The organism is Asanoa iriomotensis, from assembly GCF_016862515.1.
Classification (GTDB): Bacteria; Actinomycetota; Actinomycetes; order Mycobacteriales; family Micromonosporaceae; genus Asanoa; species Asanoa iriomotensis.
Genome location: NZ_BONC01000002.1, coordinates 144,892 through 170,699 on the forward strand (window position 1 = coordinate 144,892; position 25,808 = coordinate 170,699).

Sequence of the window (25,808 nt, forward strand, 5' to 3'; positions counted from 1 at the left end):
TTCGGGAAGAATCTCCCTCTGTGACCCCTGCGCTCGAACCGGTTCGCCGCATCGCGGCCTACGCCGTCTGCACCGACGGCAGCGGCCGCGTGCTCCTGGTCCGGGCATCCACCCGGTCCGGCACCCCGGGCGCCTGGTCCCTCCCCGGCGGCGCTGTCGATCATGGCGAGGACCCCAACCACACGGTTGTACGCGAGTCCGCCGCCGAGACGGGCCTGTCGATCACGGTGACGGGCCTGCAGGACGTGCTCGCCGACATGCGTGCCCTCCCGCACCGCGGCGTCACCATCCACACCGACCGTCTCATCTACGCCGCCTCGGTCCGCGGCGGCACGCTGGTCGACCGGGTCGGCCACCCCACGGACCTGGCCCGCTGGCACACGCTGGACGAGGCCAAGGGCCTGCCGCTGCGCCCGTTCACGGCCACCGCCCTCGGCCTGCCGCCGGCGACCATCGACCTGCGCCCTGACGAAACCCCGGACTTCCCCTCCTTCTACGCCGCCCCGGGCCCGGACGGCCTGCACCGCGCCCAGCGCTTCGCCGCGTACGCGGTAGCCACCGACCCGGCCGGCCGAATCCTGCTGACCCGGGTCGCAGCGGGCTACCCGGGTGCGGGCTGCTGGCACCTGCCGGGCGGCGGCACGGACTTCGGCGAGCAGCCGGGCCACGCCCTCCTCCGCGAGTTGGTCGAGGAGACCGGCCAGGCGGGCCGCCTGGTGGAACTCCTCGGCGTAGCGAGCCACCGCGACGCGGCGTCGCTGGGCCCGGAGGGCTACCCCATCGACTGGCACGGCGTCCGCGCCTTCTACCGCGTCGCCGTCGACAACCCGGTGGCGCCAAAGGTCGCCGACGTCGGCGGCTCCACCGACGACGCCCGCTGGTTCCCGGTCGACGACGTCCGCGGCCTACCTGAGGACGCGATCACCGAGGTGACGGCGGACGCGGTCCGCGCGGCGTTTCCTTAGGCGTTATCCGGTCGCGCGGGCGGCGGGCGACGTTGGTGGCTCGACCGACGACGCTCGCTGGTTCCCGGTCGACGACGTCCGCGGCCTGCCCGGGGACGCGATCACGGAGGTGACCGCGGACGCCGTACGCACCGTGTTTCGTCGAGGCGCCATCCTGCGTCGGGCCCAGCCGACGCTTGGCGGCGGCCCTGACGCCGGTATCACGCACAGCTGCGATTCCGGCTCGCGCCGACCGGCCGGATACGGCCTGGCTGATCCAGCGGTCCCACTAAGATCGTTTGTTCATGGAGCGGCGGCGGCGGATCGGGGCGTACGGGCTGTGCCGGGATGGTGGGCGGGTGTTGTTGGCTCGGTCTTCGGATCGGTCCGACTTTCCCGGCGTCTGGCAGATTCCCGGCGGCGGCCTCGAGCACGGTGAGTCGCCCACCCACGCGCTCGACCGCGAGTACCGCGAGGAGACCGGGCTCGAGATCGAGATCGGCCGGCCGATCACCGCGATCGCGTCCGTGCGTGAGCTGTGGGACATCGATCTTTCCTGGCATTTCGATCTCATCGTGTACGAGGTCCGCGTGCGCCGCGGGATCCTGCGTAGCGAGGTGGCCGGTACCAGCGACGATGTCGCATGGTTCGCCGAGCGGGACCTGGCCGACCTGCGGTTGATGCCCTTCACCGCCGAACTCCTCGGCCAGCCGGTGGTCCCGCTGGACTTCGCCGCGCCGCATCCGCGAGGGCGGCGGGGAATGCCACCGCCGTTGCCGGTTGATCGGGGTCAGCGGTTCGCCGCCTACGGGCTGGTGACCTCGGCGCGGGGCGTACTCCTGACTCAGATCTCCGAAGGGTTTCCCGGTGCCGGCAAGTGGCACCTGCCCGGCGGCGGCACCGACTTCGGTGAGCAGCCGGCGGCCGGGCTGCTGCGGGAGTTGGCCGAGGAGTCCGGGCAGGGCGGTGAGGTCATCGAACTGTTGTCGGTTTCCGATCACCGGAACCCCCGCGCGCTCGGGCCGGAGGGCTATCCGATGGACTGGCACGCGGTGCGGGTAACGTACCGCGTCGATGTCCCGGTGCCCACCGAGCCGCGCGTGGCTGAGGTGGGGGGATCGACGACCGACGCACGCTGGTTCTCCCGCGCGGAACTGAGGGGGCTTACCCTCACCGATGTCGCCGCGAACGCGATCCCGGCTTGGGGCGGCTGAGCTGCACAGACGGCACAAATCACCAATGTTGCCGCCTAGGTCGTATACTCGGTGATTGGGCCAAGAGCTCAAACCGTCGGCTATGCCGTTTAAGTGAACACTGTCGCGTTCGTGCTGGTTCAACCGATTGGACCGTGTACGAGTCTCGCCAATCAGCCCCATCTGTGCGATGGTGTAGACCGCAAGATCGGGCGGTCGCTCGACTTGGCGACGGAGAAATCCGATCCCCGGACCTGGAGGACCACGTGCCGAGAGCCCCTTGGCGTCGGCGTAGCACCATCGATAGTCCGCGGCTCGCCTTCGACAGCCCGCGCCCCGGTGGTCGCCGGTGGTCCGGCCTGCGTCGCGGCAGCGGCAACCTCGCGCGGCAGGTCCTGCGCGTGCGGGTCGGCCGGCGTTCGCGGGTCGCCGTGGTGCATCCCGACAGCCACACCGTCGACCCACTGGCCGTCCGCGAGATTCAGGCGATCGCCCCGGTCAGCCCGGCGGTCGGCCCGAGCGGCGCGGCCCCGGTGGCGGTCGGCATGTCGATCCCGCTCCTCCCCGGTGAGCGCACGCTCGCCCGGCGCGCGAAGTTCGCCCTGGTCAACGGCTGCACCCTGGCGAGCCTGGGCCTCGGCCTGCTGGCCATCTTCCTGGCCATGCAGGGCGACGTCCGGGTGGCCGCGATCTGCCTGGTCGCCTGCGTGGTCTTCGACGGCCTCGACGGCATCCTGGCCCGCCGCCTGGGCGTGGCCAGCCCGTTCGGCGCCCAGATGGACTCGCTGGCCGACATGTGCTCGTTCGGCCTGGCCGCGCCGGTCGTCGTGTACGCGTCGCTGCACGGCACCGTCTCCACCGCCGGCGCGGCGATAGCCTGCGCCCTGGTCGCCGGCTGCGCCGCGATCCGCCTGGCCCGCTTCAACGTCTCGCCGAAGGACGGCCGCTTCTTCTGCGGCGTCCCCACGACGATGGCCGCCGCGGTCCTCGCGCTCGCGGTCCTGATCGGCCTGCCGGTCTCCGGCACGGTCGTGGTGGCCGGCGTCGCCCTCCTGGCGTTCGCGATGGTCTCGAGCTTCCCCTACGCCAAGCTGGCCCGCCTGGTGAAGCTGCCGCCGTGGCTCCTGCTGGTCCCGGTGGTCGGCGCCCTCCTGGACATCCGCGCGACGTTCTTCGCGGTCGTCGTCGCCTACCTGGTCAGCGGCCCCCTCCTCTGGCTACGCCAACGCCACACGGCCTGACCCGACCAAAGACCCACGCGGCCCCCGCCAGTCTTGGCGGGGGCCGCGCCATTTCCGGGGCCCGAACCCGGCAGCCGGCTAGTGGGCCGGGACGGGTGGGGTCGGGCGGAGCTGAGCGTCCAGGCCGGCCACCAGCAGCGTGATGCCGAGATCGAACGCCTGGGGTTCAGGCGTGTGGTCCGCCGGGTCTGAGTGGTCCAGAGAATGCTCGGCCGCCACCGCGCCCAAGCTGTCCGCCTGCATCCGCTGCTGGCGGTGGAACGCGTGGCCGACGATGAAGTGGACCATGGTCTCCGCGGCCAATCCCGTGGTCCGCGCGTCGAAGCCGCCTCCGCCAATAGCCGCGGCCAGCCGCCGCTGCAGGTCCGCCGCCCCCAAGCCCAGGGCGAGCGTGCTCGACACCACCTCCGCGCCGTCCTTGAACGACAGCAGGGCGTCGTGCAGCGACGCCGCCTCGGCGCGGACCGCGGCCCGCCAGTCGCCGGACGCACCGGCCGGGCGGGCGCCGGCGACGATGCGGTCCGAGACCGCCGCCAGCAGTGTCTGCTTGTTGGGGAAATGCCAGTACAGCGCGCTCGGTGCCACCCCCAGCGTGTTCGCCAGGTGTCGCATCGTCAGGTCCGGCAAGCCCTGTTGATCCAGGATCTCCATCGCCGCGGCCACGACGTCCTCGCGGGTGTTTCGGACATAACCGCTGCTATCCGATCTCGGCATCACACCACTATAGTGAACGCCGTTCAGGAGAACGGTGTTCAGGTGAACGGCGTTCAAGAGAGGGAGTCGATGGACGACCGTCCGAGCAGGTTCGACACGCGCGACGTCACACGGATCGTGGTGTTCGCCGCCATCATCGCCGTCCTGGGTATCCCGGGTGCCATCCCGATCGGCGGGCCTGTGCCGATCACCGCGCAGACGCTCGGCGTCATGCTCGCCGGCGCCGTGCTCGGCGCCTGGCGTGGTGCCGCCGCCGTCGTCATCTTTCTCGTGCTCGTCCTCGCCGGGCTGCCGCTCCTGTCCGGCGGCCGTGGCGGCGCCGGCGTCTTCGTGGGGCCTTCCGCGGGCTTCCTGATCGGCTGGATCTTCGGCGCGTTCGTGGTCGGCCTGATCGTCCGGCTCGGCAGCCGCCCGCCGGTCTGGTGGCGCACCGCGCTCGGCTGCTTCGTCGGCGGCGTGGGCGTCGTCTACGCGATCGGCATCCCCGTGCAGTCCATGGTCACCGGGCTACCGGTCGGCGAGACCGCGGTCACCAGCGCCGCCTTCCTCCCCGGCGACCTGCTCAAGACCGTGGCCGCCACGATCATCACGATGGCGCTCTGGCGCGCCTACCCCCGCGCGTTCGGCAACCCCATCAGGGTCAGGGCGTGACAGGCGGCCTGATCCACGGCGACACCGCGCTCACCGCGGCGGAGCTCGATCAGCGGATCGACGACGCGCGGAGCGACATCGCCCACGGCCAGGTCGTGCCGGTCCGCGATCGCGACCGGGTGGCGGCACTCGTCACCGCCCTCGCCGTGCACGAGGCCGGCGGTGTGCCGCTCGTCGGCGACGACCGCTGGGACGACACCTACTGGGCGGGGCTGAAGCGGCGTGCCGAGGAGGCGCCGCCACAACCCGGCATGGGCTGGGGCACCTTCACCTCCGGCAGCACCGGCGCGCCCCGGATGATCGTGCGCACCGCCGCCTCCTGGGCCGCCTCGTTCCGCGGCGTCGAGCGGCTGACCGGCCTCACCGCGGACGACACCATCTATCTGCCGTCCCCGCTGGTCTCGTCGGTGACCATGTTCTCGGTCGCCCACGCCCGCCACCTCGGCGCCACCGTCCTGCTGCCCCGCACGCACGGCGTCTCCCGCGCCGACCTGGCACACGCGACGGTGCTGCACGGCACCCCCTACGCCCTCCGCGACCTGCTCGAAACCCGAACCGCGCATCGGGTACGCGTCGCGCTCATCGGCGGCGCCCGGCTCGACCCGGCCCTTCGGGCCCGCGCGGAGGACGCCGGAATCCGGGTCGTCAGCTACTACGGCGCCGCCGAACTGTCCTTCGTGGCCGCCGACGAGGACGGCCGGGGCCTGCGCCCGTTCGACGGCGTGGAGCTCCGCGTGGACGGCGGCGTGCTCTGGGTCCGCTCCGCCTACTTCGCCGACGGCTACCTCGGCACGACCGACGGCCCGCTCCGCCGCGACCTCGACGGCTGGGCCACGGTCGGCGACCTGGTCGAAGAAGGGACCGAGCTGCGGCTGCGCGGCCGCAGTGACGGCGCCATCCTGACCGCCGCCGCGACCGTCGTGCCCGAGGACGTCGAGGCCGCCCTCCTGGCCATCGACGGGATCGCGGACGCCGTCGTCTTCGCGCTCCCGCACGAGCGGGCCGGTGAGCTCGTGGCCGCGGTCATCGAGACCGAGCCCGGGCAGCGCCCACCCACCGCCCGTGAGCTGCGCGAACGCGCCGGGTCGCTGCTCACCGGCAGCCACCGACCGCGCCGCTGGTTCTGGACCGACCGGCTGCCCCGCACCGCCACCGGCAAGCCGGCCCGCGAGCGGATCCGGCACGACGCGATCGAGGGGCGGGTGCGCCGCCTTGGTTGAGCCGAACACACCCGTCGTCGTCGCGGCCCGGCGCACGCCTATCGCGGTGAAGGGCGGCGCCCTCGCCGACCTGACCGCCGCTGACCTGGCCACCGCGGCCATCCGCGCCTGCCTCGACGACACGACCGCCGGCACCGAGGTCGGCGACGTCGTGCTGGGCAACTGCATGGGACCCGGCGGCAACATCGCACGCGTCGCCGCCCTGGCCGCGGGCCTGGACGTCGCCGTGCCCGGCATGACCATCGACCGCCAGTGCGGCAGCGGCCTCGCCGCGATCATCACCGCGGCGGAGGCGATCCGCGCCGGCGACGACCGCCTCCGGATCGCCGGCGGCGTCGAGAGCTGCTCCACCGCCCCGACCCGGATCGCCGGCGGGGTCCCCTACGCGAGGGCGCCGTTCGCGCCGCCTGGGCACCCCGACCCCGACATGGTCCGCGCCGCGCAGGACCTCGCCGCCAAGGACGCGATCAGCCGGGAACGACAGGACGCCTACGCCGCCCGCAGCCACCGCCGGGCGGTACACACCAGGGAGATCGGCGGTTTCGACGCCGAACTGGTCGCCATCCGAGGCGCGAACGAGGACACCGGCCCCCGCGCCCGCATCCCGGACATGCTCGCCCGCTTCCCGGCCCTGTTCCCCGACGCGGAGGACGGCGGCACGCTCACGGCCGGCAACTCCTGCCGCGACAGCGACGGCGCCGCCGCCGTCGCACTGGTCCCGGCGGCGCACCGCGGGGACGCACCCGGCCTGGCCCTGATCGCCACCGCCACCGTCGGCTGCGACCCGGCCCTGCCCGGCCTCGGCCCGGTCCCCGCGGTGGAGCACCTCCTGGCGAAGACCGACACCACCACCGCCGACCTGGCCGCCATCGAGATCGTCGAGGCCTTCGCCGCACAGGCCCTGGCCGCGCTGACCCGGCTCGGCCTGGCCGACGACGACCCGCGCGTCTGCGCGGACGGCGGCGCCCTCGCCCTCGGCCACCCCTGGGGCGCGAGTGCCGCGGTGAGCGTCGTCCGCCTGTTCAGCCGCCTGGTGCGGGCCGGCGCCCCCGCCGGCACCCGCGGGCTGGCCACGGCGGCGGTCGGCGGCGGCCTCGGCGTGGCCGCGCTGTTCGAGGTCGTCCGATGAGGACCATCGAGCTGTCCGCCGTCACGGTCGAGTTCCCCGCGCGGGTCGCCCTGCACGACGTGTCGGTGCACCTCGACCAGCGACGGATCGCGGTCATCGGTGCCAACGGATCAGGCAAGTCCACCTTCGCCCGTACGCTCAACGGCCTGGTCACCCCCACCGCCGGCCAGGTGCGGGTGCACGGCCTCGACCCGGTCCGCCAGGCGAAGCAGCTCCGCCGCCGGGTCGGCTTCGTGTTCAGCAACCCGGACACGCAGATCATCATGCCGACGGTCGCCGAGGACGCGGCGTTCTCGCTGCGCGGCCGCGGATTGTCCCGAGCCGAGATCCGCGAGCGGGTGGGCGCCGCGCTGGCCAGGGTCGGGCTCGTCGAGTACGCCGACGCGCCCGCACACACCCTCTCCGGCGGCGAGAAACAACTGCTCGCCCTGACCGCCGTGCTGATCGGGGAGCCGAGCCTGGTGGTGGCCGACGAGCCGACCGCCTACCTGGACGCCGCCAACAGCCGCCGCATCGCCCGTTTCCTGCTCGACGAGATGCCGCAGCAACTCGTCCTCGCCACCCACGACCTGCGCCTGGCCGCCAGGTGCGACATCGCGCTGCGGTTCGAGGACGGCCGGCTGATCGACCTCGGCGATCCGGCGTCCGTCATCGCCAAGTACGAGGTGGACCAGGCGTGATCTCGCTGTACCGCCCCGGCGACAGCGCGCTGCACCGGCTGCCCGCGGGCCCGAAGCTCCTCATCGTCATGGCCCTCGCGCTGGCGCTCTCGCTGGCACCGGCCGACCCGTGGCTGCTCGCGCCGGCGGTGGCGGGTGTCGCCGGCGCCTATCTCCTCGCCGGCCTCGGCCCGCGCGACCTCGGCCAGGAGGCCTGGCGACTGCGCTGGATCGTGCTGGTGCTGGCGGTCGGCCAGATATTCTTCCTGCCCTGGCAGACCGTCGCGGCCAACGCCGGCCGGGTCGTCGTCGTGATCCTGCTGGCCAACCTGGTCACCCTCACGACCCGCACGGAACGCCTGGTCGACGCGATCGAGCGGGCACTCACCCCGCTGCGGCGTCTGGGCGTCAACCCGGGCCGGGTCGCGCTCATGCTCTCGATGACCATCACGACGATCCCGGTCATCGCCGGCTACGCGACCCAGATCCGCGAGGCTCAGCGGGCCCGGGGCGTACCCCTGGCACCGCTGGCCTTCGTCGTACCCCTGCTGATCATGACCTTGAAACACGCGGACGACCTGGCGGATGCCCTAACCGCCCGCGGCGTCGACTAACGCCAGCGCGCGATGACCGAGGAACCGCCGACCACCCGGTCGCCCGGCGCCACGAGGGCGTCCGCCGTGTCGGCCGGCAGGTAGACGTCCGTGCGCGAGCCGAACCGGATCAGGCCGAACCGCTCGCCGCGCGCGAGCAGCGCGCCGACGGGCGCGCGCTGCACGATCCGGCGGGCGATCAGGCCGGTCCGCTGCGCCACCACGACGGTGCCGCGGGTGGTGTCGAGGACCGTGTACGCGGCCACGTTGTGCTCGGCCGCCGGGTTCATCGCCGCCGCGTAGCCGCCGTCCGTGACGAAGTAGTCGACCACCTTGCCGGCCACCGGGCTGCGGTTGACGTGCACGTCGAGGACCGAGAGGAACACCGCGACCCGCAGGAACTCGCCGTCGCCGAAACGCTCGTCGGTCACCCGCTCGACCGAGAGGACCTTGCCGTCGGAGGCCGCCACCACGGCCGACGGGTCCTCCGGCACGTCCCGCTCCGGGTCGCGGAAGAACGCCGCGACCGGCAGCGCGGCCAGCGCCGGCATGAGCCACAGCTTGGACGAGGGCCGGGCCCGCCGGGTCAGCGCGGCCACGCCGAGCGCGATGCTGGCGGCGACCACGCCGTTGGAGTCGATGTGCATCGAGCGGGTCAGCGGGACGCTGGACGGCCGGTAGGCCGGTGCGAGCCGCTCGGCGGTCGCCGCCTCGGCGGCGGTGAAGCGCAGCCGGTGCACCCGGACCGGCGGGCGGTTGGCCAGCACCAGGTCGGAGCCGACACCGAAGAGCGCGGCCTGCCGGTCGAGCTCGGCGGCGGCGCCACCGGTCAGCCCGGGCAGTGCCGGCGCCGCGACGGCGAGCACGGCGCCGTCCGCGAGGTATTTGGCCAGACCGTCGATGGTCGCCCGGGCGTCCTCGGCGGAGCCGGTCAGCGGCTCCGCGACGATCACGACGTGCGCCGGGTCGGACTCGCCGACCGACTCGGCCACCCGCACCCGGTCGACGATCCACTGCCCCTGCTGGTGCACGTGCGCGCGCAGGTCGGCGCTGGTCGTGCCCGCGCTCGGGGTGACGACCAGCGCGTCACCCGGCAGCAGGGCGTCGAACGCGGCCCGGAGCACCTCCGACCCGGGCGCGGCACCGACCACCAGGGCGGTCTTGGGGCCGGCGTGGCGGGCGAGCTCGGCGGTGAGCGTGCGCGCGGCGCGCTCGCCGACGGTGTGCGCGGGGGAGGCGGTCATTTCGGGCTGGCTCCTCGGCGGGTCGGAATTAGGACAAAACGGCGCTGACCGGCGGAGGCGACAAACCTCCACCGGCCAGCATAGGTGCCGCAGCTGGTTAGTCGTGACTTTGACCGCGCGGCGGAGCCGACACCGGCTCGCCGAGATCAGGCAGCGTCACCGGCTCGGGGTCGACGAACGGGTCGACCGACGGCGCCACCGAGAGATCCGTCGACGGCGCCGGATCGGCGGCCGGGACGGCCGAACGCTGTGCCGCGTTGGCGTTGCTCGCGGACCGGATCGCGCCCATCAGGCCGAGCAGACCCAGCAGGATCAGCCCGAACGCCACCCACCAGCCCGCCGGCGGCACGTTGACGTGGACGACCTGGGCGAACACCCACCAGCCGAAGATCGCCAGGAAGATGATCGCGAACGTCAGGGAGAGCAGGTCTGTGCGGTGCGGCTTCATCGGTTCACCTCCACGCGGCCGGTGTTGACGTGGATCGTGAGGCGCAGCAAGCCGCCGCCGGCGCCGTCCGAGCCGTTGTCCTCGACGGTCGTCGACTGGCCGAGCCCGCTCATCGACTGGTCGAAGACCTGCGCGTCGCCGGCGTCGACGGTGACGTCGGCGACCACGTCGACGTTGTCGGGCACCCGCACCTCGAGATCGCCGGCGTTGAGGGTGACGGCGACCTCCTTGCTCTGCCCGGCGAAGTCGAGGCTGGTCAGGTCGAGCCGCGCGTCCCCGAACGGCAGCCGGTAGTTGGGCCGCAACTCGTTCATCGTGGTCGGCTCCCAGACCGCCTCGCGGGGCCCGAGCTTGTCGTGGTCGACCTGATATTCGGCGATCGAGGAGATGCCCAGCGCGGCCGCAGCGGCCAGGCCGAGCGCGATCAGCCAGCGCGCCCGGCCCAGCCAGGTGCCGACCAGCAGGCCAAGCGCGATCGTGAGGAGGGCGGCGGCGAAGTAGGTGGTCGGCCGCACCCGGATCACGTTGAGCAGGTCGAGCATCGCCACGACGCCCATCGCCACGAAGATCAGCGAGAACGTCGCCGCGCCCAGCGCCGAGCGCTCCTTGGGCGGCTTCGGCGGCTTGGCCGGCCGCGGCGGCGCCGGGGGCGGCGTGGGCGGCCCGCCGTACGGGCCGTAGGGCGCGAACGGCGGCTGGTAGCCCTGCTGCTGCCGCGGCGGGTACGGCCCCGTGACCGGTGGGAACTGCGCCGTCGGCGCCGGCGCCGCGTACACCTGCTCGGTCGGCTCGTCGACCGCGACCGGCGGCGGCGCCGCGGCCGGGGCGGGAGCCGGAGCCGGCGGTGGGGCGGCCGGCTCTGCCTGCCACGGCGCGGTCCCCGCCCACGGCGACACGTTGGACCACGAGAACCGCTGGTCGGCGGGCCCGGACGGCACGGGCTGCGGCCCGCGCTGGTTGCGGTTGAGCAGCAGCGCGCCGCCGATCAGGATCGCCGCGCCGAGCACGAAGGCCCGGAACGCGTCGGTGACCAGGAAGCCGAACAGCACCGTGCAGCCGACGCCGAGGACGATCGCGGTCACCGGCGACATGCTGGAGCGGCCCTTGCCGAGCACCGCCTCGATCGGCGACGCGGTGTCGCCCTCAGCCGGGATCAGCAGCCACGCGGTCACGTAGATCAGCACACCGACCGCGAAGAAGACGGTGAGCACGGCGAACAGCACCCGCCACAGGATCGGGTCGGTGTTGGTGGCCCGGCCGATCGCCGCGCAGACCCCGGCGAGGTACCGCCCGCTGTGTGGGCGGGTCAGCCCGTACCGCGTGGCGAACGCGGCCGTGCCGGGCGCGGCGCCGGCACCGGGCGGTGGCGGCGGTGGTGGTCCGGGCGGCGGCGCGGCGGCCTCGTCCGCCGGGCCCGCGCCGGCCGGTGTCTCGGGGGTCTCGGTCATAGCGTCGATACTGGCCGCAGCGGCGCCCGAGCGGCCTCCGGACCCGACCCTGAGCCCACCCTGAGAAATAACGCGCCGCAGGTTAGGGCCTGTCCTGCCGGTCAACGTGAGCCGAGACAGAGTCCAGGTGTCGTGTGGTGGTGGCCTGGGATTGCCCGAATACCGGTGTTGTATTTGGGTGATCCCGGGACGCCGCCACACGGCGGCTGGGCCCGTCGCAGGCCACGTTGACCGGCAGGACAGGCCTTAAGGGGCCTCCCCGTGGTCGGCGGGTGGCTGTGCGTGTGACGATCGGAACCACCCGGAAGGAGTTTCGCCATCACCGCACCGACCGCAGCAGCCCGCCTGTACCGCGCCCGCGACAACCGCATGGTCGCCGGGGTGGCCACCGGCCTCGCCGAACACCTCGGCATCCCGGTCTCCCGGGTGCGCGTGGCGTTCGTGTTGCTGCTGGGGTTCAGCGGTCTGGGGCTGCTCCTCTACGCCGCGTTCTGGGCCGTGCTGCCGCAGCGCCCGCGCACCGCCGCCGACGTGCCCCGCCGAGGCTGGGCCCAGGTGCTGCCGTTCCTGCTGATCGGCTTCGGTGTGCTGATCTCACAAGGCCTCCTGCTCAACTCGGTCGGCGCCGCGGCCACCGGCGGCTGGATGGTCGCGCTCGTCGCGGTCGGCGCCGGGGTGATCTGGCACCAGTCCGACCCCGAGCGGCGCCGCCAGTGGAGCGAGACGCTGCCCCAGATGCCCTGGCTCGGCGCGGTGGTCGACGAGAGCGACCGCCGGGCCTTCCTGCTCCGCTTCATCGGCGGCGGCGTGCTGGTCGCGACCGGCATCATCGGCGTCGTCGCGGTCTACGCGCCGGCCGGCAACATCGGCGCCGTGGTCAACGGCGTGATCTTCGCGCTCGTCGGCCTGTTCGGCGTCGCCGTGGTCGCCGGCCCCGCGCTGTGGCGCACGTTCAACCAGCTCCGCGCCGAGCGCGAGGGCCGGATCCGGGAGACGGAGCGCGCCGAGGTCGCTGCCATGGTGCACGACCAGGTGCTGCACACGCTCGCGCTGATCCAGCGCAACGCCGGCGACGTCAAGGTGGTCCAGCGGCTGGCCCGCGGCCAGGAGCGCTCGTTGCGCAACTGGCTCTACAAGCCCACCGCCTCGCCCACCGAGCGCTTCGCGGCCGCGCTGGAGCAGGCCGCGGCCGAGGTCGAGGACACCTTCGCGATCACGGTGGAGACCGTGATCGTCGGCGACCGGGAGACCGACGAGCGGGTCGGCGCCCTGGTCGCCGCCGCCCGCGAGGCCATGGTCAACGCCGCCAGGCACGCCAAGGTGCAGACCGTCTCCCTCTACGCCGAGGTCGAGCCGGAACAGCTCAGCGTCTTCGTCCGCGACCGCGGCGCCGGCTTCGACCCCTCTACAGTGGAAGAGACGCGGCACGGTGTGCGCGGTTCGATCATCGGCCGGATGTCCCGCCACGGCGGCCGGTCGGAGATCCGCAGCGAGCCCGGCACCGGCACCGAGGTGCGGCTCTTCCTGCCGATCGCCAGGGTGCCCCAGAACAACGCCAATGCCAGCAAGGACAGGTGAGCCCGAGATGACCGAGAACGCCACGCCGACCGACGCACCCGAGGCGCTGCGGGTCTTCGTCGTCGACGACCACGCGATGTTCCGGGCCGGGGTCCGGGCCGAGCTGGCCGGCCGCGTCGACGTGATCGGCGAGGCCAGCACGGTGGCCGAGGCGGTCAGCCGGATCAGCGCCCTGGAGCCCGACGTGGTGCTGCTCGACGTGCACATGCCCGACGGCGGCGGCCGCGCGGTGCTCGAGGTGGTCCGCCGGACCCACCCGCAGGTCCGCTTCCTGGCGCTGAGCGTCTCCGATGCCGCCGAGGACGTGATCGGCCTGATCCGCGCCGGCGCCCGCGGCTACGTCACCAAGACCATCTCCTCCGACGAGCTGGCCGCCGCGATCCGCCGGGTAGCCGACGGTGACGCCGTCTTCAGCCCACGGCTGGCCGGCTTCGTGCTGGACGCCTTCGCGAGCCGCTCCGACACCGCGGTCGCCGACCCCGAGCTGGACCAGCTCACCAACCGCGAGCGCGAGGTGCTGCGGCTGCTGGCCCGCGGCTACGCGTACAAGGAGATCGCCAAGGAGCTGTTCATCTCGATCAAGACGGTCGAGACGCACGTGTCCAACGTCCTGCGCAAGCTGCAGATGTCGAACCGCTACGAGCTGTCACGCTGGGCAGCGGACCGCCGACTGGTGTAAATCTCCACATATAGAGATATTTACTCGGATTCGCGGTGGTCCGGACCGTCGCTCCCGCCAGCCACCGCTACGCTCCGCTCCGCTGCCATCTCCGCGGTGCGTAGCGGTCATGAAGCTTTTGTTTCGGCGCCGGGCAAACCCTTGTGCGATCGCGCGGGGATGTGTTTGATCTACTTCGCGTCGCGCCGACGGCGGTGACACAACCCGCTGTGTGGCCGCAAGGCTCCAGTTCAATAATCCCCCATCCGTGCAACCTAAAATCTCCGCCGACGCGTCTCGTCATCTGCACGGAGCGTGCCGGAATGATGGCGGGTGGCTGCTGGGCTCACTTGTGGAAGGTTGCAAATCGGTCGAATCGATCGCACGGGGGTTCGTCGATTTGGTCCGATTTGCGCTGCCTTCCGTCTGATGTGCACAGTCGGCTCGCTGTTACACCCGACTGCTCGTTCGGAGACGTAGCTGTTATCTGAACGATGCATTCGACTATTCCGAAGTCGCTTCATGCGGGCTAGCTTTTGCCGAACAGGCGGAGCGACCCTTCGTCCGATCTAGGAGGCCCCCGTCCATGAGGAAGACCGACTCGACGCCCGAGCTCCCCGCCACCACAACGGATGGCATGGGCGGCACCGTAGCGTTGGAGGTCAATTCCCCGGTCGATGCCCCTGTTGGCGAGAAGGCAAAGGCGTTCGTCGGTCGTTCGCCCGGCCAGCTCGCCTGGCTGCGGCTCAAGCGTGACCGCACCGCCAAGGTCAGCGCGATCACGCTGCTGGTGCTGGTCGTCATCGCGCTGCTCTCGCCCGTGATCGAGAAGCTGCGCGGCATAGCGCCGACGCAGCCGTTCACCGACAAGCTCAACGACTACGCGATGCCGCTCGGCTACGCCGGCGGAATGAACGGCACGCACTGGTTGGGCCTCGAGCCGGGCAACGGCCGCGACATCCTGATGCAGCTGGTCTACGGCATGCGCACGTCGCTGCTGATCGCGTTCGCCGCGGCGATCGTCGCCTCGGCCATCGGCGTCCTGATCGGCATCGTCGCGGGCTACGCCCGCGGCTGGCTGGACACCGCGATCAACTGGGTCATCGACCTGACGCTGGCGTTCCCCTTCCTGATCTTCGCCCTCGCGATCATCCCGATCGTCGAGGACAACTTCTACGGCGAGCGCGACGCGATCCCGGCCAGCTTCCGCGTCATCTTGATCATCGCGACCTTCGCGCTGTTCAGCTGGACCTACACGGCCCGGCTCGTGCGTGGCCAGGTGATCGCCCTGCGCGAGCGGGAGTTCGTCGAGGCCGCCCGGGCGGCCGGCGCCAACACCGGGCACATCCTCTTCCGGCAGCTGCTGCCCAACATCTGGGCGCCCATCCTGGTCACGCTGTCGCTGAACGTGCCGGCCTTCATCACCACCGAGGCCGCGCTGGCCTTCGTCAACATCGGCGTCATCGAGCCGACGCCGGACCTCGGCCGCATGATCTTCAACTCGATCCAGTACGTCGCCAGCGACCCCTGGTACACGTTGTGGCCGGGCCTGACGATCTTCATCCTCGTCCTCGCGTTCAACCTGCTCGGTGACTCACTGCGCGACGCATTGGACCCGAAGTCCACGCGATAAGCCGCGCGCGACAAAGACTTTTGCACCACGCACGTTTCGTTCGGAAATCTCGGGAGCTGAGGGAGCCCCAGCCGGGCGGGAAGGGAGAAGATCGTGCGAATTAAGGGAGGAGCGCTGGTCGTCGGCGCTCTTGCCGTGGCGTTGACCGCCACGGGTTGTAATGCAACTACCAATGAAGGCGGGAGCGGCGACAGCGGGGAGGCCAAGACCCAGAGCGGGTCGATCTCCTACGAGGCCGCTGACAACACCGGCCCCGCCAAGGCCGTCGACGGCGCCACCAAGGGCGGCGTCATCACGGTCATGCAGGTCTCGGACTTCGAGCACCTCGACCCCGCCCGTAACTACGTCAACGTGCAGCAGCTGACGGGCAACCTGATCTACCGGTCGCTCGCCGGCTACGTCGAGGACGGCAGCGGCAAGATGCTGCTGGTCGGCGACCTGGCCACCAACCCGGGCACCGACGTCAACAAGGACTGCAAGGTCTGGGAGTTCAAGCTCCGCGACGGCCTGAAGTACGAGGACGGTTCCGCGGTCTCGTCGAAGGACGTCGCCTGGGGCATCGCCCGCAGCTTCGCGCCGGAGCTCAACGAGGGTCCGCACTACATCCAGCAGTGGCTCTACCCGGGCGGCGGCTACAACGCCACCTACAAGGGCCCCTACGAGGGTGGTGCGATGCCGGCCGGCATCGACACGCCGGACGACAAGACCATCAAGTTCACCTTCGCCGAGCCGCACTGCGACATGCCGTACGCGGCCGCGCTGCCGACGTCCGCGCCGGTCCCGCAGGCGAAGGACACCAAGGGCCAGTACGACCTGAAGCCGTTCTCCTCGGGTCCGTACAAGGTCAAGTCCTACACCCGTGACAACGCGCTCGAGCTCGAGCGCAACCCGAACTGGGACGCGAACACGGACCCGATCCGTACCGCCTACCCGGACGGCTACAAGTTCACCTTCGGTCTCGAGCAGCAGCAGATCGCTGAGCGGCTCGTCGCCGACGCCCCGGCCGACCAGGCTTCGCTGACCTGGGGTGACACCCCGCCCGCGGTGCTGCCGCGGACGACGGCCGCGAACGTGGCCAACCGGGTTGCCAAGGGCCCGACGCAGTACGTCTGGTACCTGGGTGTGAACAACCTGCGGATCAAGGACAAGAAGATCCGCGAGGCGCTCTACTACGGCCTCGACCGTGACGCCGCGCTCAAGGCGATCGGTGGCACGTCCGCCGGCACGCCGGCCAGCACGCTGATGTCGCCGACCACCGCGGGCTTCGAGGCGTTCGACGTCTACAACGCCCCGCCGACCGGTGACGTCAACAAGGTCAAGGAGATCCTCGGTGGCACCACGCCGCCGCCGCTGGTGCTCGCGCACAGCAACACCGCGCTGCGTACCGCGCAGGCCGAGGCGATCCGTGCCAGCCTGGTGAAGGCCGGCTTCCAGGTGACCCTGAAGGCGATCGAGTCGACCAGCTACTACGACCAGGTTGGCCGCAAGAACAACCCGTACGACCTCTACCTGCACGGTTGGGGTTCGGACTGGCCGACCGGTTCGACGATCATCCCGCCGCTGTACGACGGCCGTGAGATCGCCGACGAGGGCAACAACAACCTCGCGTACTTCAACGACGACAGCATCAACACGGAGATCGACAAGATCCGTGCGATGCCGGCCGCCGAGCAGGACGCTGCCTGGACCGCTCTGGACAAGAAGCTCATGACCGACTTCCTGCCCGAGATCCCGGCGTACTACGACGCCACTCACGAGCTGTACGGCTCGAAGGTCGGCAACGCCTACCTGAGTGACGCGTTCGGCGCTCTGCAGCTGAACAAGATCTTCGTCAAGCAGTAACCAGCAAGTTCCCGAACCGCCTGTAAGCGGGTGCGGGTGGCCTCCCACCAGGACGGCCACCCGCACCCACCGGCAATCTCCATCGGATAGGTGCGCACCATGGTCCGGTTTCTTACGCGACGCGTGCTAGTCGGCGTCGTAACGCTCATCGCGATCAGCATCATCGTGTTCGGTCTGTTCTTCGCGGTGCCGTCGTCGCCGGCCAAGGTGATGTGCGGAAAGAACTGTGACGCGGCCAGCATCGCCCAGGTGGAGACCCGGCTCGGCCTGCGTGAGCCGATCGTCACGCAGTACACCAAGTTCATGAAGGGCATCTTCGTCGGCCGCACCTACGCCGACGGCACCGCCTTCGAGCGGCGCTGCGACGCGCCCTGCCTGGGTTACTCGTTCCGCAACGACGAGGCGGTGACCACGATCCTCAGCCGGACCGTGCCGGTCACCATCAGCATCGTCATCGGCGCGGCCATCCTGTGGTTGCTGATAGGCGTGTCATTGGGCATGGTCTCGGCATTACGCAGAGGCACCCTGTTCGACAAGCTGGCGATCGGCATCTCGCTGACCGGTGCGTCGATGCAGGTCTTCTTCTTCGGCCTGATCCTGCTCTTCCTCCTGGTCTATACCACCGGCCTGCTGCCGTTCCCGTCCTATACGCCGTTCACGGAGAATCCGGCGAAGTGGGCACAGGGCCTGATCCTGCCCTGGGTGACGCTGGGCTTCCTGAACTCCGCGATCTACGCCCGGCTCTCCCGCGCTCAGATGCTGGAGACGCTGTCCGAGGACTTCGTGCGCACCGCCCGCGCCAAGGGCCTGCCGCTGCGCCGGGTCTACACCAAGCACGCGCTGCGCGCCGCGATCACGCCTATCGTGACGATCGCCGGCCTGGACATCGGCGCGTCGCTGGGCGGCACGTTCATCACCGAGACCATCTTCGGTCTCCGCGGTCTGGGCAAGGAGACCGTCGAGGCCGTCGGGTTCCTCAACCTGCCGATCGTCGTCGCTACGGTGCTCTTGGCGGCGGTGTTCATCGTCGTGGCCAACCTGATCGTCGACGTGCTGTACGCCGTGATCGACCCACGGGTCCGGCTGAGCTGAAGCGCGAGGGAGAACAACAGTGACCGCACCAACCTCGGCGCCCCAGAGCCCGGCGACCACCGACACGGGGCCATACCTCAAGGTCAACGACCTGCGGGTGCAGTTCCCGACCGAGGACGGCATCGTCAAGGCCGTCGACGGCGTCTCGTTCTCGGTCGAACGCGGCCAGACGCTCGGCATCGTCGGCGAGTCCGGCTCCGGCAAGAGCGTCACGTCGCTGACCATCATGGGCCTGCACAACACCAAGCGCGCCCGGATCTCGGGCGAGATCCTGGTCGGTGGGCGCAACGTGGTCGGCATGTCCGAGGAGCAGACCCGGCGCCTGCGTGGTCGCGACATGTCGATGATCTTCCAGGACCCGCTGTCCGCGCTGCACCCCTATTTCAAGGTGGGCGCGCAGATCGCCGAGGCCTACAAGGTCCACCACCCGAACGCGTCGAAGAGCGAGTGCCGCAGGCGTGCCGTCGACATGCTCGGCCGGGTCGGCATCCCGCAGCCCGCGCGCCGCGCGGATCAGTACCCGCACGAGTTCTCCGGCGGTATGCGCCAGCGCGCGATGATCGCGATGGCCCTGGTCAACGACCCCGACCTGCTGATCGCCGACGAGCCGACCACGGCGCTCGACGTGACGGTGCAGGCACAGATCCTCGACCTCCTCGAAGACCTCCAGCGCGAGTTCAACTCCGCGATCATCATGATCACCCACGACCTCGGCGTGGTCGCCCAGGTCGCCGACGACGTTCTGGTCATGTACGGCGGGCGCGCGGTCGAGTTCGGCAGCGTCGAGCAGGTCATGCGCCGGCCGCAGCACCCGTACACCTGGGGCCTGCTGGCCAGCGTGCCGTCGCTGCACGGCGACGCCGACGCCGACCTCGTGCCGATCAAGGGCAACCCGCCGTCGCTGATCAACCTGCCGTCCGGCTGCGCCTTCCACCCGCGCTGCCGCTACGCCGGCCGCAACGGCGACCGCTCGTTCACCGAGGTGCCCGAGCTGCACCAGGTGCAGGAGCGCGGTCACCTGGTGGCCTGTCATCTGTCCGAGGCGGACCGCCAGAAGTTCTACGCCGAAGACATCGCACCGTCCGCTGGAGTCGCGCAATGACCGAGACCCTGGTCCAGGAGCCCGGCACGGAGCCGGTCGGGCCGTCCCGTCCCGCCGGCGAGCCCCTGCTGGTCGTCGAGGACCTGACCAAGCACTTCCCGGTGCGGTCCGGGATGTTCGGCAAGACCGGCCTGGTGCGCGCGGTCGACGGCGTCAGCTTCTCCGTCCGGGCGGGCGAGACGCTCGGCCTGGTCGGCGAGTCCGGCTGTGGCAAGACCACCACCGGCCGCATGCTGGTCCGCCTGCTCGACTCGACCTCCGGGAAGATCACGTTCGAGGGCAAGGACATCACCCACGCCAAGGGTGGCGGCCTGCGTCAGCTCCGACAGGACATGCAGATCATCTTCCAGGACCCGTACGCGTCGCTGAACCCGCGGCACACGGTGGGCCGGATCGTGGCGATGCCGTTGCAGGTCAACGGGATCAACCCGCCCGGCGGCGTGAAGAAGCGCGTCCAGGAGCTGCTCGAGCTGGTCGGCCTCAACCCGGAGCACTACAACCGCTACCCGCACGAGTTCTCCGGCGGCCAGCGGCAGCGCATCGGCGTGGCCCGCGCGCTCGCCCTGCGGCCGAAGATCATCGTCGCGGACGAGCCGGTCTCGGCGCTCGACGTGTCGATCCAGGCGCAGGTCATCAACCTGCTGCGGGAGCTGCAGCGCGAGCTCGACCTGGCGTTCGTGTTCATCGCGCACGACCTCGCCGTGGTGCGGCACTTCTGCCAGCGGATCGGGGTCATGTACCTCGGCAAGATGGTCGAGATCGGCGACCGGGAGACGATCTACGAACGCCCGGCTCACCCGTACACCCGTGCCCTGCTCTCGGCCGTGCCGGACGTGACCAAGATGGGCGCGTCGGGCCGCATCCGCCTCGAGGGCGACGTGCCGACGCCGCTCAACCCGCCGTCCGGCTGCCGCTTCCGCACCCGCTGCTGGAAGGCGCAGGAGGTGTGCGCGAGCGAGGAGCCGCCGTTGACGGTCAAGTCCAACGGCACCGTCGCCGCCTGCCACTTCCCGGAGGACGGCGCCATCAAGTAGCACCGCGACGATCCGACCGGGCAGGCCGTCGCCTGCCCGGTCGTCGTCATTTCGGGTCCAGGGCCGCGATCAGCCAGCCGAAGACCGGCCCGAGCGGCGGCGTCTCCGGCCAGTCGTTGATGATGCCGATCAGCCGCACGTAGCGCTCGACCCGTGGGTCGTCGGCGGTCCGCAGCCGGGTGACCAGCTTGGCCCGGTAGGCGGGCGTGTCCTCGGTGCCGAACGTCTCGGCGTAGCGCGCGACCACGTCGGACAGGATCTCCGCGGCGGCCGGCGAGTCGGGTTCCACGCCCGCGTCGATGGCCGCCGTGACCCGGTCGCGCACCTTGATGGTCAGCTCGTGGTGCAGTCCCATCCGGCCGCCCTCGGCGATCTCGGCGGCCTGGTGCTCGGCCATCCGCCGCACGCTCGCGACGAAGTCCTCGTCGCGGACCAGTTCCGACAGCTCGATCCAGGCGTCGACCTGTGCGGTGGTCGGTTCGTCCGGCAGGTACGGCAGCGCCGACCGCAGCCAGGCGACGAAGTCCTCGTTGACGTCCAGGCCGCCGAAGGCGCGGTCGACGAAGTCGGTGATCAGGCGGTGCCGTTCGTCCTCGGACAGTCGCACGACACGATGCATCAGGGTCAGCTCCTCAGGGTTGGGTTCGTTGGGCGGCTCAGCCCGGCTCGCTATCGCCCGCAGCACGGCCGCGCGCGTGCGCAGCACCCGGATCTGCACGTCGAGCGCGTCGGCGTGCCGGGCTGCGGCCTGCGCCACCGTGAGCTCGTCGGCCAGTACCCGCCGGATCGTGGCGAGGTCGAGCCCCAGCTCGCGAAGTGTGCGGACGAGGTCGAGGCGGGCGACCGCCGCGAGGTCGTAGCGGCGGTGGTTGGCGGGACTGCGGTCGGTCGGCGGCAGCAGCCCGGAGTCCGAGTAGAACCGGATCGTCCGCACCGGCAGCCCGGTGCGGCGCGCCAGGTCCCCGATCGAGTACCGCTCCCGCATGCGTCCACCCTCCAATCTCCACCTGGTGGAGATGCAAGCGGGACTACTTCCATTGGGTATACCCGCTGAGTATAGTCATCACCGTGACAGTCTCGTACGCGTTGCTCGGTCTGCTCGAACGGTCCGCCCGACACGGCTACGACCTGAAGCAGTCCTACGACCGCCGGTTCGGCGGCGTGAAGCCCGTCCGGTTCGGCCAGGTCTACCGCGCCCTGGCCCAGCTCACCCGCGACGGCCTGATCGAGGTCGTCGGCGTCGAGGCCGGTGCCGGTCCCGACCGCAAGCGCTACGCGATCACCGAGGAGGGGGTGACCGACTTGGGCGCCTGGCTCGGGGAGCCCGAGCAGCCGCAGCCGCTGCTGCAGCCGGTGCTCTTCACCAAGGTCGTGCTGGCGCTGCTGTCCGGCCGCCCGGCCGACGAGTTTCTCGACGCGCAACGGAAGACCCACCTGGCCGCGATGGCCGCGCTGACCCGCGCCCGCCGGGCCGCGACCACCAACCAGGACGCCATCCTCGCCGACTACCAGCTCTTCCACATCGAGGCCGACCTCCGGTGGATCGACCACACGTCCGCGCGGCTGCGCGCCCTGGCCGACGAGGTGCGCGGTGATTCTGACGGGTCGTGACCTGCACAAGTCCTTCGGGACCGCGCACGCGCTGCGCGGCGCCGGCGTCACCCTCGCCGAGGGCGAGGTCGTCGCGGTGATGGGGCCGAGCGGCTCCGGCAAGTCGACGTTGCTGCACTGCCTCGCCGGCATCCTGCGCCCCGACTCCGGCGAGGTCTGGTTCGCCGGCCGTCGCATCGACGACCTGCCCGACCGCGACCGGGTGCGGCTGCGGCGCACCGCGTTCGGCTTCGTCTTCCAGTTCGGCCAGCTCGTCCCGGAGCTGCCGGCCGTCGAGAACGTGGCGCTTCCGTTGCTGCTGTCCGGTCGCCGCCGGCGCGACGCGCTGGCGGCGGGCCGCGACTGGCTGCACCGCCTCGGGCTCGACGGGCTCGACGAGCGGATGCCGGCGGAGCTGTCCGGCGGCGAGAGCCAGCGGGTGGCGCTGGCCCGGGCGCTGGTCGCCGGCCCCGCGGTGGTGTTCGCCGACGAGCCGACCGGCGCGCTCGACTCCGTCGCCGCCGACCACGTGATGGAGCTCCTCGTCGACGCGGCACACGCGCAGCGCACCAGCGTCCTGCTGGTCACGCACGAGCCGCGGGTCGCCGCGCACGCGGACCGCACCGTGCTCGTGCGCGACGGCCGTGACACCGCGCCGGTCGGTGCACCGTGAACGCGCTCGTCGCCCTGCGGCTGGCCGTCGCCGGCGGCCGGGAACAGCGGCTGCGCCGGGGCTTCACCGCGGCCGGCATCGGTGTCGCGGGCGCGCTGCTGCTGCTCGCCTTCAGCGCGCCGAACGCAGCTTTCGGCCGGGCCGAGCGGATCAGCTGGCAGGACGCCGCGACGGCGGTGGTCGACGGCGAGGTCGCCGACCCACCGGCCGAGAAGCCCGACGGCGCGCTGTTCCTCGCGGTCAGCGACTACTACGACGGCACGCCGATGACCCGCGCCTACGTGGCGGCCCTCGGCGCCGACCCGCCCGTGCCACCCGGCATCGACCGGCTGCCCGGGCCCGGCGAGATCGCCGTCTCGCCGGCCTTGCGCCGGCTGCTCGCCGCCACCCCCGGCGACCAGCTCGACGACCGCTTCCCGGGCCGCGACACGATGACCATCGGGCCGGCCGGGCTGGCGCACGACAACGAGCTGGTCGCGATCATCGGCCGCACGCCGGACCAGCTCCGCGGCGTAGGCTCGGTCGCCGAGCTGCACGGCTTCTTCCGCTCCGCGCCGCGCGTCGGCGTGCTGACCATCCAGGCCGCCGGCATCGGCGTCGGCACCGTGTTCGTGCTCGTACCCGTGCTGTTCCTGCTGGTGATCGTGACTCGGGTGGCGGCGGGGCAGCAGGATCGGCGGCTGGCCAGCCTCCGCCTGGTCGGCGCGACCCGGGCGCAGACCGCCCTCGTGGCCGCGACCGAGACCGGTTTGGCCGCGGGCGCCGGCACGCTGCTCGCCTGGGGCGGCTACGAGTTGGGCAGACGGGTGCTGGCCGCGACCGTGGTGTTCCAACGGGGTCACTTCTGGGTCGAGGACGTCCGCGTGCCCGGCTGGGAGCTGGCGCTCGTGCTGGCGGGCCTGCCGGCGCTCGCGGTCGCCACGACGCTGGCCTCGCTCTGGCACGTCCAGTTGAGCCCGCTGTCGGTGCAGCGCCGCGCGCGCCGCGCCCCGCCGACCGCGTGGACGGCCCTGCCGCTCGGGGTCGGCGTCGCGGGCCTGCTGGCCCTCGTGCCGCTGCGCGACCGCGTCGGGCCGGAGACGCTCGCCCAACTGCGCCCGATGCTCGCGCTGCTCTCGGTGGCCGGCGTCGTGCTGGTGGGGCCGTGGCTGTGCCTGCGGGCCGCCCGCGGCGTGGCCCGGCTCAGCCGGCGGGCGCCGGCGTTGCTGGCCGCCCGGCGGATCGCCTACGACCCACGCGCCACCTTCCGCGCGGTCGCCGCCGTGGCGCTGGCCGCGATGGCGGCGGCCTATCTCGGCAGCACGGCCGACCGCCCGGGCCCGCCGGTGGGTGAGGAGGCGAAACGGATCCCGGCGGGCGTCGTCCGGGTCAACACGGGCGGCATGCCGCTGGACCTCCCGCTGGCGGTGCACCGCCCGGGGACGGACGACTACGACGTGCCCTACGACGGCAGCCTGGCCGGCGAGAATCGGGTGCGCGGCGCGGTGGCCGAGTTGATGCCCAACGCGATCGTCAACACCGACCGCGACCCGGTCGACTACCACCTCGAGACGCTGTTCGCCGACTTCGACCGGTTGGGCGGCGTCGCGGCGCTGTTCGTGCTGGTGATCGGCGCCTGCGGGCTCACGGCCGGTGTGATCGGCGGCCTGGCGGAGCGGAGACGGCCGTTCGCGCTGCTCCGCGCGTCGGGCGTACGCCTGGGTGAGCTCCGCCTGGCGATCCTCGTCGAGACCGTGGCAACCATGCTGGTCACCTCGCTGGCGGGGGTGGCGCTCGGGCTGGTCGCCGCGTACGCCACCACGCGCGCGGAGGGTCTCGTGTGGACCGGTCCCGGCCTGCCGGTGCTGGCGGCCGTCGGCGCGGGCATGCTTGCCGCGCTGGTGTTCGCGTTGTTCGCGCTGCCGCTGGTCGGCGCCACGACCCGGCACGACGCGGTCCGTTACGAGTGATCGGTCACCTTGGGCTGACCTCGTGGCGGTTTCCTCGTACGGTCGTCGCGTGGCTGATCGGGTGGACGTCGCCGTGGCGGCGTGGTTGCGGGCGATCGCGGTCTGCGCGGAGACGCTGCCGGACGGGTTCTGCCGGGTCGGTGCGCGCGGCACCGCGGAGGTGGTCACCGGCCTGCCGGTGCCGACGCTCAACGGCGTGATCCAGACCGGCCCGACGCTCGACACCGACGAGATCGCGGCGTTCGCCGACTCGCCACGGCTGGCCCAGCTGCCGTGGAGCCTGCAGGTGCGGGGCGCGGCGGAGGCCGATCGGGTCGCGTCGATCGCGGCGCGGCACGGGCTCGAGAACCGCACGACCCAGCCGTTCATGCTCAAGGACCTGACCGGCCGGGACGAGGTCACCGGCGCGGTCCGCCGCGTGTCGGGTGCCGACCAGCACCTCTACCGCCGGGCGCTGGCCGACGGTTTCGAGGCGCCCGAGCACATCTTCGACGGCTTCAGCGCCCCGGCCCTGCTGGACCACCCGGCCACCCGGGCGTACGTCGTCGAGGTGGCCGGCGAGGTCGTGGCCACCTCGTTCGGCGTGCTGGTCGACGACCTGGTCGGGGTGTTCAACATCGCGGTGCCGCCGGAGCACCGGCGGCGCGGCTACGGCCGGCTGGCGACGGCTGCCGTGCTGCGCGACGCGTACCCGGACGGTGCGCACACCGCCTTCCTGCACGCGTCGGCGATGGGCGCCCCGCTCTACGCCTCGATGGGCTTCCACACCGCCGAGACCTGGAACGTCCTGCGCTAGAGCGCCCCGCGCCCGGCGCGGAGGATGAGCAGGGCGAGTTGGGTGCCGTCGGCGCCCAGGGCCGTGCGGAACTTCTCCAGGATCTCCCGCTCGCGGGACAGCACCAGGCGGGTGCCGCCGGAGGCGACCCGGGTGGCGCCGACCTGCTGGGAGAGGCGGGCGCGCTCCTGCCACAGCTCGATCATCGCGGTGTCGATCTCGTCGATCCGCTCCCGCATGCCGCGGATGCGTTGCGCGGCGGCGGCGTCGTCGGTGCCGGTGGTCGGCTGGGCCACGGTGTTGGCGCTCATGTCGTGCTCCTCGGGGGCCATGTCTCGTGTCTTTCGGTGGGCGGCTGCCTGGACCCCGAGGCGAGAAAAGCCCCGGGCTCCAGGAGC

Annotated in this window: 25 protein-coding genes; 19 read left to right on the plus strand and 6 right to left on the minus strand. The window is 71.8% G+C overall.

Annotated elements, in window-relative coordinates; all coding sequences use genetic code 11:
• Positions 1-20: 20 nt before the first annotated feature.
• From Air01nite_RS02435 to Air01nite_RS02445, 3 genes are all read left to right on the plus strand, one after another.
• Positions 21-965 carry an NUDIX domain-containing protein gene (locus tag Air01nite_RS02435; RefSeq protein WP_203700104.1) on the plus strand — a complete coding sequence of 315 codons (945 nt, stop codon included), beginning with the start codon at positions 21-23 and terminating at the stop codon, positions 963-965.
• Positions 966-1,249: 284 nt separating this feature from the next.
• Positions 1,250-2,158, plus strand: coding sequence for an NUDIX hydrolase (locus Air01nite_RS02440; protein WP_203700105.1), 909 nt, complete (start codon positions 1,250-1,252; stop codon positions 2,156-2,158).
• Between the two features lie 380 nt (positions 2,159-2,538).
• A complete protein-coding gene (locus Air01nite_RS02445; RefSeq protein WP_373310291.1) occupies positions 2,539-3,378 on the plus strand; it encodes a CDP-alcohol phosphatidyltransferase family protein in 840 nt (279 codons plus the stop codon).
• Positions 3,379-3,456: 78 nt separating this feature from the next.
• Here Air01nite_RS02445 and Air01nite_RS02450 read toward each other — a convergent pair whose 3' ends face one another.
• Positions 3,457-4,092, minus strand: coding sequence for a TetR family transcriptional regulator (locus Air01nite_RS02450; protein ID WP_203700107.1), 636 nt, complete (start codon positions 4,090-4,092; stop codon positions 3,457-3,459).
• Between the two features lie 69 nt (positions 4,093-4,161).
• Between Air01nite_RS02450 and Air01nite_RS02455 the strand changes: the two genes are divergently transcribed.
• Genes Air01nite_RS02455 through Air01nite_RS02475 form a run of 5 tightly spaced genes read left to right on the plus strand, consistent with a single transcriptional unit; the run spans position 4,162 to position 8,365 of the window.
• A complete protein-coding gene (locus Air01nite_RS02455) occupies positions 4,162-4,743 on the plus strand; it encodes a biotin transporter BioY (protein WP_203700108.1) in 582 nt (193 codons plus the stop codon).
• Entirely contained in the window at positions 4,740-5,963 is a 1,224-nt protein-coding gene (locus tag Air01nite_RS02460) for a class I adenylate-forming enzyme family protein (RefSeq protein WP_203700109.1), read from the plus strand. The genes Air01nite_RS02455 and Air01nite_RS02460 overlap by 4 nt, the downstream gene beginning before the upstream one ends.
• Positions 5,956-7,092: a thiolase family protein gene (locus tag Air01nite_RS02465; RefSeq protein ID WP_203700110.1), complete on the plus strand. Its 1,137-nt coding sequence runs from the start codon at positions 5,956-5,958 to the stop codon at positions 7,090-7,092. Before Air01nite_RS02460 ends, Air01nite_RS02465 begins: the two co-directional genes overlap by 8 nt.
• Positions 7,089-7,772, plus strand: coding sequence for an energy-coupling factor ABC transporter ATP-binding protein (locus Air01nite_RS02470; RefSeq protein ID WP_203700111.1), 684 nt, complete (start codon positions 7,089-7,091; stop codon positions 7,770-7,772). The genes Air01nite_RS02465 and Air01nite_RS02470 overlap by 4 nt, the downstream gene beginning before the upstream one ends.
• On the plus strand, positions 7,769-8,365 hold the full coding sequence (locus Air01nite_RS02475; RefSeq protein ID WP_203700112.1) for an energy-coupling factor transporter transmembrane component T family protein: 597 nt from the start codon (positions 7,769-7,771) through the stop codon (positions 8,363-8,365). Before Air01nite_RS02470 ends, Air01nite_RS02475 begins: the two co-directional genes overlap by 4 nt.
• On the opposite strand, the gene Air01nite_RS02480 is transcribed toward Air01nite_RS02475, so the two are convergent.
• From Air01nite_RS02480 to Air01nite_RS02490, 3 genes are all read right to left on the minus strand, one after another.
• A complete protein-coding gene (locus Air01nite_RS02480; protein WP_203700113.1) occupies positions 8,362-9,588 on the minus strand; it encodes a phosphatidylserine decarboxylase in 1,227 nt (408 codons plus the stop codon). The genes Air01nite_RS02475 and Air01nite_RS02480 overlap by 4 nt on opposite strands.
• 97 nt (positions 9,589-9,685) lie before the next feature.
• The gene (locus Air01nite_RS02485) at positions 9,686-10,036 is read right to left on the minus strand and encodes a hypothetical protein (RefSeq protein WP_203700114.1); all 351 of its coding nucleotides are present in this window, start codon (positions 10,034-10,036) and stop codon (positions 9,686-9,688) included.
• Complete coding sequence (locus Air01nite_RS02490) at positions 10,033-11,484, minus strand: PspC domain-containing protein (protein WP_203700115.1); 1,452 nt, start codon at positions 11,482-11,484, stop codon at positions 10,033-10,035. Before Air01nite_RS02490 ends, Air01nite_RS02485 begins: the two co-directional genes overlap by 4 nt.
• Positions 11,485-11,802: 318 nt before the next feature.
• Here Air01nite_RS02490 and Air01nite_RS02495 point away from each other — a divergent pair, with 318 nt between their 5' ends.
• From Air01nite_RS02495 to Air01nite_RS02525, 7 genes are all read left to right on the plus strand, one after another.
• Positions 11,803-13,062: an ATP-binding protein gene (locus Air01nite_RS02495; RefSeq protein WP_275408177.1), complete on the plus strand. Its 1,260-nt coding sequence runs from the start codon at positions 11,803-11,805 to the stop codon at positions 13,060-13,062.
• A gap of 7 nt (positions 13,063-13,069) precedes the next feature.
• Positions 13,070-13,741: a response regulator gene (locus Air01nite_RS02500; RefSeq protein ID WP_203700117.1), complete on the plus strand. Its 672-nt coding sequence runs from the start codon at positions 13,070-13,072 to the stop codon at positions 13,739-13,741.
• 565 nt (positions 13,742-14,306) lie between these two features.
• The gene (locus Air01nite_RS02505; RefSeq protein WP_239090432.1) at positions 14,307-15,353 is read left to right on the plus strand and encodes an ABC transporter permease; all 1,047 of its coding nucleotides are present in this window, start codon (positions 14,307-14,309) and stop codon (positions 15,351-15,353) included.
• A gap of 93 nt (positions 15,354-15,446) precedes the next feature.
• Complete coding sequence (locus Air01nite_RS02510) at positions 15,447-17,195, plus strand: ABC transporter substrate-binding protein (RefSeq protein WP_203700118.1); 1,749 nt, start codon at positions 15,447-15,449, stop codon at positions 17,193-17,195.
• Positions 17,196-17,294: 99 nt separating this feature from the next.
• Positions 17,295-18,287, plus strand: a complete 993-nt coding sequence (locus Air01nite_RS02515) for an ABC transporter permease (protein ID WP_203700119.1) — start codon at positions 17,295-17,297, stop codon at positions 18,285-18,287.
• 19 nt (positions 18,288-18,306) lie between these two features.
• Entirely contained in the window at positions 18,307-19,389 is a 1,083-nt protein-coding gene (locus Air01nite_RS02520) for an ABC transporter ATP-binding protein (protein ID WP_203700120.1), read from the plus strand.
• The gene (locus Air01nite_RS02525; RefSeq protein ID WP_203700121.1) at positions 19,386-20,423 is read left to right on the plus strand and encodes an ABC transporter ATP-binding protein; all 1,038 of its coding nucleotides are present in this window, start codon (positions 19,386-19,388) and stop codon (positions 20,421-20,423) included. The genes Air01nite_RS02520 and Air01nite_RS02525 overlap by 4 nt, the downstream gene beginning before the upstream one ends.
• A gap of 46 nt (positions 20,424-20,469) precedes the next feature.
• On the opposite strand, the gene Air01nite_RS02530 is transcribed toward Air01nite_RS02525, so the two are convergent.
• Positions 20,470-21,408 carry a MerR family transcriptional regulator gene (locus Air01nite_RS02530; RefSeq protein WP_203700122.1) on the minus strand — a complete coding sequence of 313 codons (939 nt, stop codon included), beginning with the start codon at positions 21,406-21,408 and terminating at the stop codon, positions 20,470-20,472.
• Between the two features lie 83 nt (positions 21,409-21,491).
• Here Air01nite_RS02530 and Air01nite_RS02535 point away from each other — a divergent pair, with 83 nt between their 5' ends.
• Genes Air01nite_RS02535 through Air01nite_RS02550 form a run of 4 tightly spaced genes read left to right on the plus strand, consistent with a single transcriptional unit; the run spans position 21,492 to position 25,431 of the window.
• Complete coding sequence (locus Air01nite_RS02535) at positions 21,492-22,034, plus strand: PadR family transcriptional regulator (RefSeq protein ID WP_203700123.1); 543 nt, start codon at positions 21,492-21,494, stop codon at positions 22,032-22,034.
• Positions 22,015-22,686, plus strand: a complete 672-nt coding sequence (locus Air01nite_RS02540) for an ABC transporter ATP-binding protein (protein WP_203700124.1) — start codon at positions 22,015-22,017, stop codon at positions 22,684-22,686. The genes Air01nite_RS02535 and Air01nite_RS02540 overlap by 20 nt, the downstream gene beginning before the upstream one ends.
• Positions 22,683-24,635, plus strand: a complete 1,953-nt coding sequence (locus Air01nite_RS02545) for an FtsX-like permease family protein (RefSeq protein WP_203700125.1) — start codon at positions 22,683-22,685, stop codon at positions 24,633-24,635. The genes Air01nite_RS02540 and Air01nite_RS02545 overlap by 4 nt, the downstream gene beginning before the upstream one ends.
• Positions 24,636-24,684: 49 nt before the next feature.
• Positions 24,685-25,431, plus strand: coding sequence for a GNAT family N-acetyltransferase (locus Air01nite_RS02550; RefSeq protein WP_203700126.1), 747 nt, complete (start codon positions 24,685-24,687; stop codon positions 25,429-25,431).
• Here the strand turns inward: Air01nite_RS02550 and Air01nite_RS02555 are convergent.
• Positions 25,428-25,742, minus strand: a complete 315-nt coding sequence (locus Air01nite_RS02555) for a chorismate mutase (RefSeq protein ID WP_373310292.1) — start codon at positions 25,740-25,742, stop codon at positions 25,428-25,430. The two genes, Air01nite_RS02550 and Air01nite_RS02555, sit on opposite strands and share 4 nt — an antisense overlap.
• Positions 25,743-25,808: the final 66 nt, after the last annotated feature.